The sequence below is a fragment of the Nonomuraea aridisoli genome, from assembly GCF_003236395.1.
Classification (GTDB): domain Bacteria; phylum Actinomycetota; class Actinomycetes; order Streptosporangiales; family Streptosporangiaceae; genus Nonomuraea; species Nonomuraea aridisoli.
Genome location: NZ_POUD01000084.1, coordinates 26,021 through 32,161 on the forward strand (window position 1 = coordinate 26,021; position 6,141 = coordinate 32,161).

Sequence of the window (6,141 nt, forward strand, 5' to 3'; positions counted from 1 at the left end):
TTACCTTCATTTTGGAGGATGGGACCCGAGCCTTTGACCGGGCTGGGTATGAGGGTGCGTCGGGGTTACGATCGCCTCATGGACGGCTACTTCGGGTCGTACGCGCTCGTCGCCGCGCTGCTCGCGCTGGGCGTCGCGATCGTGGCCGGAGCCCTGCTGGCCAACCGGCTCCTGCGCCCGTCCCGGCCCACGCCCGAGAAGCTGACGACGTACGAGTGCGGGGTCGATCCCGTCGGCGAGGGGTGGGCCCAGTCGCAGGTGCGCTACTACGTCTTCACGTACCTGTACGTCGTCTTCGCCGTCGACGCCGTCTTCCTCTTTCCGTGGGCCACCGTGTTCGACGCCCCCGGCTACGGGATGACCACCCTGGTCGAGATGTTCGTCTTCCTCGGCTTCATCGCCCTCGGCATCGTCTACGCCTGGCGCAAACGTGTCCTCAGCTGGACTTAGCGGCGACCGGCCCGGGCTTACGGGCGACTGGCCTGGGCTTACGGGCGACTGGTCGCCTGTCACCGGCGGTGAGTCGGGAGCGGTCGTCCTGCGCGGTCCGGACGCCTATGCCAAGTGCGTGCCGGCTTCCGGGGCGGCCGAGCTGGAGGGCGAGCGCGATCGGGTCGCCTGGCTGGTGGAGCGCGGCGTGCCGGGGCCTCGGGTGCTCGACTGGCACTCCGATGACACGGGCGCCTGCCTGGTGACCAGTGCCGTCGCGGGCGTGCCCGCCGACCAGATGCCGGCCGCGGAGTTGCGGATCGCCTGGGAGCACATCGCGGACGCGGTCCGGCGGCTGCATGAGGTGCCCGTGGGGGATTGCCCGTTCCGCCGGGATCTGGACACCATGGTCGCGGTGGCGCGCGACGTCGTGGCCCGCGGCGCGGTGAACCCCGAGTTCCTGCCCGAGGACCAGCAGCGGACGCCGCCCTCCGAGTTGCTGGCCCGGCTCGTCCCGCAGCTCGCGCGGCGACGCGACCAGGAGGCCCTCGACCTGGTCCTCTGCCACGGAGACCTGTGCCTGCCCAACATCATCCTCGACCCGCGGACGCTGGACGTGTCGGGCTTCGTCGACCTGGGCCGCCTCGGGCCGGCCGACCGGTACGCCGACCTGGCCCTGCTGCTCACCAACGCCCGCGAGACCTGGGAGGACGAGGAACGGGCGCTGGCCGCGGACCTGGCCTTCGCCGAGAGGTACGGCGTCACCCTCGATCACGACCGCCTGCGCTTCTACCTCCATCTCGACCCGCTCACCTGGGGCTGACCGGCACCTGCTGGATCGTTACCCGGCTGTGCCCCGCGCTCTGGCATCTTGCCGTGCTGTGATCGCTTGCCCCCAGTGCGACCAGCCGCTCAGGACCGAGCCCTCCTATCCGAGCTGGTGCCCATCATGCGACTGGAACGTCGTCCGCGGCCCTTCCCCGGAAAAGACGCGCTTCGCCCGCTTACAGGCCAGACTCGTCCGCGGCCTCTACAACGACATCACCAACCCACAGCGCACCACACCCGCCCCCACTCACGAAACGACGACGCCCTCCGGTGAGCCTGAGCGCGGAACGACGACGGGAGGCGGTGAGCCCGCACGCGGGATGGTGGCGGGAGGCGGTGAGCCCGCACGCGGGACGGTGGCGGTAGGTGGTGAGCCCGCGCCCGGAATGGCGGTAGGTGGTGAGCCTGGGTGCGGAACGGCTACGGTAGCGGGTGAGCCCGCGCCCGGGGCGACGTCGGGAGGCGGTGAGCCGACTGCGCTTGGAGCAGTGGTGGGAGCCTCTCAGCCGACTGCCCGTGGAGCGGCCGCGAGTAAAGGGGCGGCCGGAGCCGGTGAGCCCAGCGCGCGAGTTCCCACCGCCGCTCCATGCGCGAGTGACTTGCCGGCTGTGCTGCCTGCGGCCGCCGTTCCACGGGTGAGCGACTCATCGGCTGCGCTGCCTTCCACCACCGCTCCACGCGCGACCGACCCACCGGACGCGCCACCTTCCACCGCCGCTTCGCCGGCAGCCAACTCGTCCGCGCCCACCATCGTTGAGAGTCCGGCCGGCTCTTGGACTTTCGATTCACCGGCTCCGCGCGCAGGCTCAGCGGCTCCCACCGCCGTTAGCGGGCGGGGAGGCGGTGTGGCGGGCGGAGCGGCGCGGGTCGCCGTGTATGCCCTCGCATTCCTGACCCACCTGCTCTGCCCCGCGTTCTTCCTGATCGGCGTGTACTTCGTGACGCGCTGGAGCTTCGTGTCTTTCGTGCTGGCGTTCATCGCGTTCGACCTGGCCTGGCTGCTGCGGCCACGGCCCGCACCGTTCCCCGCCGGCGGCGAGCCTCTCACCCGCGAGGCGGCCCCCGGCCTGTTCGCCCTGCTCGACCGCATCGGCGCCGAGGTGGGCGCGCCCCGGACCGACCTGGTCGCCGTCAGCGGCGCGGTCAACGCGTCGTTCGGGACGTACGGCTGGCGGCGCCGGCGCGTGGTCGAGATCGGCTACCCGTTGTGGCTCGTCCTGACCCCGCGAGAACGCGTCGCGCTGCTCGCCCACGAGATGGCCCACTCCAGCAACGGCGACGGCCGGTACGGGGTCGTCGTCGGCAGCGCCCTCCACTCGCTCGACGTGCTGCGGGACGTGACCAAGTTCGACTGGCAGGAGGGCGACGGCGTGGGCCGTCTGGTGGCCGAGGCCCTGCTGGCGGTCCTCGGGCTCCCGGTCAGAGGGCTCATCGTGGCGATGGAGCTGCTGCTGTATCGCTCGTCGCAGCGGGCCGAATACCGCGCCGACGAGCTCGCGGCCCGGGCGGCGGGCACGACGGCCACGATCTCGCTCCTCGACGCGCTGATCACCAGGGTGGAGTCGGTCCGCTACTTCCTGGAGGCGAGTGTGATCGCCACCAAGACCGACGGTCTGTGGGCGGCGATCCGTTCGCAGGCGGAAAGCCTCCCGGAGTCCGAACGCGAACGCCGCCGCCGCGCCGCCCGCCTGGAGGAACTGCGGGTGGACCGTACGCACCCGCCCACGTACCTGCGGATGTCCCGCCTGGCCGCACTCCCGTACGAGGAGGGCCGCGTCCGCCACGCCCAGGAGCCCGCCGACACGATCGACACAGAGCTGACCCCGCTCGCCACCCGCGTCGCCAAGGCCATCAGAGAGAACGCCCAATCCGCCCTCTACTACTGACCCCCATACGCCGGCCGCCCCTCGTACACCGGCTGGTCCCGTACGTGGTCGATCCGGCGCATGCCGATTGACCTGCGTACACCGGCCGACCCCGTACGGGGCTGACCCGGGTACGCGGGCTGGCGGGAGTGACCGGTGGCTCAGGGAACCGGGACTTCGCCGGTGGCGCCGGTCCCCGCTCGCCGCGGGGATCGGCCGGCGCGGCAGGGCCAAATGTCCGTAGACGTAACCCCCGTCCCAGGAAGATTCCTTTGCCTGACCTGGGATCCGCGCAAGAATGGTCACATGGCAGCAACGGAACTCCCGACACCCACCGTCGGCCCGGTCTCCAAATTGGCGCCCAAGCCGATGCGCTTCGTGCTCAACTGGGGCCGCCGCTATTCGCTGTGGGTGTTCAACTTCGGGCTGGCCTGCTGCGCCATCGAGTTCATCGCGGCCTCCACCAGCCGCCACGACTTCATCCGCTTCGGCGTGATCCCGTTCGCGAACGGCCCCCGGCAGGCCGACCTCATGATCGTCTCCGGCACCGTCACCGACAAGATGGCCCCGGCCGTCAAGCGCCTCTACGAGCAGATGCCCGACCCCAAGTACGTGATCTCGTTCGGCGCCTGCTCCAACACCGGCGGCCCCTACTGGGACTCCTACTGCGTCACCAACGGCGTCGACCAGATCATCCCGGTCGACGTCTACGTGCCCGGCTGCCCGCCCCGCCCGGAGGCCCTGCTGTACGGCATCACGAAACTCCAGGAGAAGATCGCGGCCGAGCACCTCGGCGACCGCTACGGCGCGGAGCGCGCGTGAACGGCCTCGCGGAGCGGTTCGGCGACCGCGCCCGCGTCTCCGAGTCGTACGGCGACACCACGGTCGACGTGGCCCCCGCCGACTGGATCGAGCTGCTGACGTACGTACGCGACGACCTCGGATACGCCTTCTTCGACTGGCTGACCGGCGTGGACGAGCCACCCGAGTCGTTCGCGGTGGTGGCGCACGTCTACAACCCGGCGGCCGGCCGGCGGCTGCTCCTGCGCACCCGCGTGCCGCGCGACGCCCCGCACCTGCCCAGCGCCGTCACCGTCTACCGCGGCGCGAACTGGCACGAGCGCGAGACGTACGAGATGTTCGGTGTGATCTTCGACGGGCACCCCAACCTGGTGCCCCTGCTGCTCCCGGACGGCTTCGAAGGACACCCGCTGCGGAAAGACTTCATCCTGGCCGCCCGCGTGGCCAAGCCCTGGCCCGGTGCCAAGGAGCCCGGCGAGTCGGGCCACGGCGCGCCGAGCCGCCGCAAGACCCTTCCGCCTGGAGTCCCGGCCGACTGGGGGCCGCCCGATGCTTGACGTGGTGCTGAGCTTCGCCGTCATTCTCGTCGTCTTCCTGGCGCTGCCGCTGATCGTGGGGCAGACCGAGCACAAGGTCATGGCTCACATGCAGTCGCGGCTCGGCCCGATGTACGCCGGCGGCTTCCACGGGTGGGCGCAGCTCATCGCCGACGGGGTGAAGTTCGCCCAGAAGGAGGACGTCATCCCGGCCGCGGCCGACCGCCGCGTCTTCATGATCGCGCCCGGCGTGGCGCTCGTTCCGTACCTCGTCGTCCTGATCGTCATCCCGTTCGACCGCGACTTCGTGGGCGTGGACCTCGACCTCGGCCTCTTCTTCGTCCTCGCCGTCATGGGCGTCGGCGTGCTCGGCTCGATCATGGCCGGGTGGGCGTCGGCCAACAAGTATTCGGTGCTCGGCGGCATGCGTTCGGCCGCCCAGCTCATGTCGTACGAGCTGCCCCTCGTGCTGGCCGCCTCGTCGGTGGCCATGGCGGCGGGCACCCTGTCGCTGCCCGGGATCGTCGAGGCGTGGCAGTGGTGGTGGCTGCCGTGGCAGGCGATCGCGGGCGTGGTCTTCTTCCTGGCGGGGCTGGCCGAGCTGCGCCGCCCGCCGTTCGACATGCCGATCGCCGAGTCGGAGATCATCATGGGCCCGATGACGGAGTACACGGGCATGCGCTTCGCGCTGTTCATGCTGGCCGAGTACGCCGGGATCGTGGTGTTGTCGTTCCTCACCACCGTGTTGTTCCTCGGCGGCTGGCAGGGCCCGCTGCTGCCCGGCTGGTTGTGGACGCTGGTGAAGGTCTTCGTGCTGGCGTTCGCGGTCATCTGGGTGCGTGTGACGTTCCCCCGGCTGCGTGAGGACCAGCTGCAGAAGCTCGCCTGGGCCGTGCTGGTGCCGCTGGCGCTCGTCCAGCTGGCCCTCACCGGGGTCGTCAAGGTGCTGATCTGACGCGGCTCAGCGGACGATCGCCAGCATCACGTCCGACGCCGACGGCCGGTCGGCGGCCCGCTTGCTCAGGCACGCCCCCACGACCCCGCGTAACGCGGGCGGCAACGGCGACAGGTCGGGGTGGAAGTTGAGCACCCGGTTGAACACGGCCGGCACGGTGTCCTCCCCGAACGCCGGCCGCCCCGTCGCGGCGAACATCATCGTCACCGCCCAGCTGAACACGTCGGACGCCGGCCCCACCGCCTCCCCGGTCAGCTGCTCGGGAGACATGTAGGGCGGGGTGCCGATCATCTTGCCGGTCGTCACGGTCACCTGGTCGAGCGCCCGCGCGATCCCGAAGTCGATCACGCGCGGTCCGTCGGGGCCGATCAGCACGTTGCTCGGCTTGAAGTCACGATGCACGACCCCGGCCTTGTGGATGGCCGCCAGCGCCCCGGACGTGGACAACGCCAGCCGCGTCAGGCTGTCCTCGTCGCGCGGCCCGTGCCTGCGTACGAGCTGCTCCAGCGAGGGGCCTTCCACGTATTCGCTGACGATGTACGCGTGCGGGCCGCCGATGTTCACGTCGAGCACGCGGGCTGTGGAAAACGTCGCCACCCGCCGGGCCGCCTCCACCTCCCGCGCGAACCTGGCCCGCGCCGTGTTGTCGACCAGGTCGTGCAGCACCTTGACGGCGACCCGCACGCCGTTGGGCGCCATGGCGAGGTAGACCGCGCCCTGCCCGCCC

Annotated in this window: 7 protein-coding genes; 6 read left to right on the forward strand and 1 reads right to left on the reverse strand. The window is 70.9% G+C overall.

All coding sequences use genetic code 11. From position 1 onward, the window contains the following. Positions 1-78: 78 nt before the first annotated feature. From C1J01_RS21020 to nuoH, 6 genes are all read left to right on the forward strand, one after another. Positions 79-450, forward strand: a complete 372-nt coding sequence (locus C1J01_RS21020; RefSeq protein WP_111180690.1) for an NADH-quinone oxidoreductase subunit A — start codon at positions 79-81, stop codon at positions 448-450. Then, a complete protein-coding gene (locus C1J01_RS21025) occupies positions 431-1,252 on the forward strand; it encodes an APH(3'') family aminoglycoside O-phosphotransferase (protein WP_111180691.1) in 822 nt (273 codons plus the stop codon). Before C1J01_RS21020 ends, C1J01_RS21025 begins: the two co-directional genes overlap by 20 nt. 850 nt (positions 1,253-2,102) lie before the next feature. Continuing rightward, positions 2,103-3,143, forward strand: a complete 1,041-nt coding sequence (locus C1J01_RS21030) for a M48 family metallopeptidase (protein ID WP_181448883.1) — start codon at positions 2,103-2,105, stop codon at positions 3,141-3,143. A 285-nt stretch (positions 3,144-3,428) separates the two neighbouring features. After that, positions 3,429-3,944 (forward strand): NADH-quinone oxidoreductase subunit B, encoded by a 516-nt coding sequence (locus C1J01_RS21035; RefSeq protein ID WP_111180693.1) that lies wholly within the window; start codon positions 3,429-3,431, stop codon positions 3,942-3,944. Then, entirely contained in the window at positions 3,941-4,480 is a 540-nt protein-coding gene (locus C1J01_RS21040; protein WP_111180694.1) for an NADH-quinone oxidoreductase subunit C, read from the forward strand. Before C1J01_RS21035 ends, C1J01_RS21040 begins: the two co-directional genes overlap by 4 nt. Next, positions 4,473-5,414, forward strand: coding sequence for an NADH-quinone oxidoreductase subunit NuoH (gene nuoH / locus C1J01_RS21045; RefSeq protein ID WP_111180695.1), 942 nt, complete (start codon positions 4,473-4,475; stop codon positions 5,412-5,414). Before C1J01_RS21040 ends, nuoH begins: the two co-directional genes overlap by 8 nt. A 6-nt stretch (positions 5,415-5,420) precedes the next feature. On the opposite strand, the gene C1J01_RS21050 is transcribed toward nuoH, so the two are convergent. Then, positions 5,421-6,141 (reverse strand): serine/threonine-protein kinase (locus C1J01_RS21050; protein WP_146615675.1); only part of this gene is annotated, 721 nt, incomplete at its 5' end.

Bases quoted from the DNA above. Each gene is read 5' to 3' on its own strand.
- C1J01_RS21020 (WP_111180690.1), top strand. From the start codon at position 79: ATGGACGGCTACTTCGGGTCGTACGCGCTCGTCGCCGCGCTGCTCGCG.
- C1J01_RS21035 (WP_111180693.1), top strand. From the start codon at position 3,429: ATGGCAGCAACGGAACTCCCGACACCCACCGTCGGCCCGGTCTCCAAA.
- nuoH (WP_111180695.1), top strand. From the start codon at position 4,473: ATGCTTGACGTGGTGCTGAGCTTCGCCGTCATTCTCGTCGTCTTCCTG.